Consider the following 3878-nt stretch of genomic DNA (forward strand, 5'->3'; position numbering starts at 1 on the left):
CGAGGACCGCGAGGGCGAGGAGCGTCATGATCGGGGTCGTCGCGTTGTAGATGCTCGCGAGACCCGACGGCACCGTCTGCTCCGCCCAGGCCATGAGCGAGGACGGCACCGCGTTGAGGAACACCGCCACGACGAGCAGGTGTCCCCAGACCCGCGGCTCGCGGGGCCACTCCCGACGCGTCACGAGCAGCACCACGACGAGCGTCACCGCGCCGAGGACGGTGCGGACCGTGGCGACCTGCTGCGGCGCGAGACCCTCGAGTCCGATCTTCGCGAAGAAGAAGCTCGAGCCCCAGGTGAGGGCGACCAGGACGTAGAGGAGGGCGTTCACGAGGGCTAGCATCGACCACCACCGCACATGTGTCGAACGCATGTGCCTCATGCCGACATGAGGAGGACACATGACCGTCTCGATCCCCCAACTCCGGGCGTTCACCGCCACGGTCGACGCCGGTTCGTTCACCGGCGCGGCGGCCGTGCTCGGGATCGGGCAGTCCGCGGTGTCCCACGCGGTCGCGGGGCTCGAGCGCGAGGTCGGGGGTGCCGTCGTGCACCGGGGTGGCTCCGCCACCGCCACCCCGCTCGGGGAGCGCCTGCTCGCGCACGCCCGCAGCGCGGTCGCCTCGATCGACGCCCTGGAGGCCGTGGTCACCCCCGCCACGGCGCGCGGCACCGTGCGGCTCGCGGCCGTCCCCACCGTGTGCCAGGGACTGCTCCCGCGGCTCCGCGAGCTCTGGGCCGTGACGCTGCCGGACGTCGACGTCCAGGTCTACGAGGGCGACGACGACGAGATGCCGGAGTGGCTCGAGGGCGGCACCGTCGACGCCGCCGTGCTCGTGGACCCGACGCCGGTGCCGACCGGGGCGGTCGTCGTCGCCCGGGACGAGATGGCCGCGGTCGTCCGGCGCGACCACCCGCTCGCGAGCCAGGAGGCGCTCACGCTCGACGACCTGCACGAGGACGGACTGGTCGCCGGAGGCGGCGGGTGCGAGGTGCAGATCCAGCGGCTGCACGAGCTCGACGGCCAGCCCTTCCGGTGGGCGCACCGGGTGCGCGAGATGAACACGATGTTCGGGATGATCCAGCGCGGCGAGGGCGTCTCGATCGTCCCGACCCTCGGGCGTGGGATGCTGCCGGACGACCTCGTGATGCTGCCGCTCGAACGACGGTTGACCCGGACGCTCGTGCTGAGTGGCCCGTCCTCGCGGCCGTGGCACCCGTTGGCGCAGGCGCTCGTCGACGCGGTGGGGTGACCGGGAGCACAGCCCGCGCGCTGTGACCGGAACCACGGTCGAGCGGCAGGATGGACCGATGGCCGAGACGTTCGTGAAGACCTTCACCGACCCCGACGAGGCGACCGCCGAGGCCGCCGGGCTCGCGTGGCTCGCCGAGGCCGAGGCCACCGGCGGCACCCGCACCGCCCGCGTCCTCGCGCACCCGGAGCCGCGGGTGCTGCACCTCGAGCAGATCAGCGACGGCGCCCCGACGACCGCGCAGGCCGAGCGCTTCGGCCGCTCGCTCGCCCACACGCACGCGGCCGGTGCGGCGCACTGGGGTGCACCCTCGCCGGGGTTCCCGTCTCCGGGCGCGCTGCGGATGGGACGGTCGCGGACCGCGTTCGTGTCGGCGGCGGACGCGCCCGACACCTGGGGCGAGTTCTTCGCGGAGTACCGGATCCGCGACTACGTGCACCGGATCGTCGACGCGGGCGGCTTCGACGGGTCCGAGGCCGCGGTCTTCGAGCGTGTGGCCGAGCGGCTCGAGGACGGCGAGTTCGGCTCGCCCCAGCCCGGACTCGTCGGGGACGGCCCCGCGCGGCTGCACGGGGACCTCTGGGCGGGGAACGTCCTGTGGCCGACGCCCGGGCAGCCGGTGGACGGGACGACCCCGACCGGCGCGGTGCTCATCGACGCGAACCCGCACGGCGGACACGCGGAGACGGACCTGGCGCTGCTCGGACTCTTCGGGCTGCCGCGGCTCGAGACCGTCCTCGCGGCCTACGACGAGGAGTCGCCGCTCGCGGACGGCTGGCAGGAGCGGGTCGAGCTCCACCAGCTCGCGCCGCTGCTGCTGCACGTGTTCCTGTTCGGCGGCTCGTACACGGGCGCCGCGCTCCGGGCGGCCCGCCGGTACGCCTGACCGGACCTCGCAGCGGGGCTGCCGCGCGCACAACCAAAGCCGGCTCGCACCACGGAAGATCGCGGTGCGGATCGACTTTGGTTGTGCGACGCGGCGTCGCCCGCGCCAGGGCTCGTTCGGCGCGCCCGCCCGACCTCGCGGCGGAGGTCTTAGGGAGCACCAAGGCAGCGCATCGGTCCGTTCGGGGAACGCCCGGGAACCTCATCGTCATGACCACGTTCCCGACCCCCGTGACCGACCGTCGCGAGCGCGCACACCCGGAGGGGGCCACCGCCTCCCGGGACCGCCGCCCGCCCCTCGCCCGACTCTTCCTGGGCGAGCGCGAGGACGCCCGCTGGCTCCGGCCGGCGTTCTGGGCGCTCCTCGCCCTGACCGCCGTCGTGTACCTCTGGGACCTCAGCATCTCCGGGTACGCGAACAGCTTCTACGCCGCCGCCGTGCAGGCCGGCACGAAGTCGTGGGAGGCGTTCTTCTTCGGCTCCCTCGACTCGTCGAACTTCATCACGGTCGACAAGCCGCCGGCCTCGCTGTGGGTGATGGTGCTGTCCGCGCGGCTGTTCGGCTTCTCGTCGTTCAGCCTGCTCCTGCCCCAGGCGCTCATGGCCGTCGGGTCGGTCGCGCTCGTGTGGGGCACCGTCCGCCGCACCCTCGCCCGGCTCGGCGCCACGACCGCGAACGTCGGAGCGCTGCTGGCGGGCTTCGTCGTGGCGGCCACCCCGGCGGCCGCGCTCATGTTCCGCTTCGACAACCCGGACGCGCTGCTCGTGCTGCTCATGACCGCCGGTGCGTACTGCACCGTGCGGGCGCTCCCGCGCGGCAGCTGGAAGTGGATCGCGCTCGCCGGGGTCGCCCTCGGGTTCGCGTTCCTGACGAAGATGCTGCAGGGACTCCTCGTCCTGCCGGCGTTCGGCCTCGTGTACCTCGTCGCCGCGCGGACGAGCTGGGGGAAGCGGGCGATCGGCCTCGGCATCGCGGCGGTGTCGCTCGTGGTCTCCGCCGGGTGGTGGGTCGTCGCCGTGTGGCTCTGGCCCGCGGAGTCGCGCCCGTACATCGGCGGCTCGACGAACAACACCGTGCTCGACCTCGTGTTCGGCTACAACGGCCTCGGCCGGATCTTCGGCGGCTCGGGCAACGGCGGCGGCGGGATGGGCGGCGGGACCGCCGGGTCCTCGTTCGGCGGCTCGACCGGCCTGGACCGGCTCTTCTCCTCCGAGATGGGCCTCGAGATCTCGTGGCTCCTGCCCGCGGCGCTGCTCGCGCTCGTCCTCGGCCTCGTGCTCGTCGGACGCCGGCACCTCGGCGACCCGGTCCGTGTCGGCCTCGTGCTCTGGGGCGGGTGGCTCGTCGTCACCGGACTCGTCTTCTCGTACATGTCCGGCACGATCCACCCGTACTACACGGTCGCCCTCGCCCCGGCGATCGCGGGTCTCGTCGGCACCGGCGGCGCCCTGATGTGGAGCGAGCGAGGGCGCGTCACCGCACGGCTCGGCCTCGCGGGCATGATCGGCATCACCGCCTCCTGGGGCTTCTGCCTCCTGAACGAGAACCCGACGTGGCTCCCCTGGCTCCGGTGGGTCGTGCTGATCGGCGGACTCCTGTCCACCGCGGCGATCCTCGTCGGCAACGTGCCCACGCTCCGGAAGCTCGTCACCGTGGGCGTCCTCGCCGGCACGCTCTTCGGACTCACCGGGACGACCGCCTACGCCCTCGCCACGACGACCGTCGCGCACTCCGGTTCG

General features: G+C 73.5%; 4 protein-coding genes. 3 read left to right on the plus strand and 1 reads right to left on the minus strand.

Annotated features, from left to right (window positions below; translation table 11 throughout):
* Window positions 1-331, minus strand: a 331-nt coding sequence (locus I59_RS17780; protein WP_022905028.1) for a DMT family transporter, incomplete at its 3' end; no start/stop codon positions are given.
* 70 nt (window positions 332-401) lie between these two features.
* Between I59_RS17780 and I59_RS17785 the strand changes: the two genes are divergently transcribed.
* From I59_RS17785 to I59_RS17795, 3 genes are all read left to right on the plus strand, one after another.
* Entirely contained in the window at window positions 402-1253 is an 852-nt protein-coding gene (locus tag I59_RS17785) for a LysR family transcriptional regulator (protein ID WP_022905029.1), read from the plus strand.
* Between the two features lie 58 nt (window positions 1254-1311).
* On the plus strand, window positions 1312-2139 hold the full coding sequence (locus tag I59_RS17790; RefSeq protein WP_022905030.1) for a fructosamine kinase family protein: 828 nt from the start codon (window positions 1312-1314) through the stop codon (window positions 2137-2139).
* A gap of 209 nt (window positions 2140-2348) precedes the next feature.
* Window positions 2349-3878: glycosyltransferase family 39 protein (locus I59_RS17795; protein ID WP_022905031.1), on the plus strand; the 1530-nt coding region annotated here is incomplete at its 3' end.

The sequence above is a fragment of the Curtobacterium sp. B8 genome (assembly GCF_000333315.1).
GTDB classification, from domain to species: domain Bacteria; phylum Actinomycetota; class Actinomycetes; order Actinomycetales; family Microbacteriaceae; genus Curtobacterium; species Curtobacterium luteum.

Excerpts from the sequence above, each read along its gene's own strand:
- I59_RS17790 (WP_022905030.1), top strand. The coding sequence starts at position 1,312 with ATGGCCGAGACGTTCGTGAAGACCTTCACCGACCCCGACGAGGCGACC.
- I59_RS17785 (WP_022905029.1), top strand. The coding sequence starts at position 402 with ATGACCGTCTCGATCCCCCAACTCCGGGCGTTCACCGCCACGGTCGAC.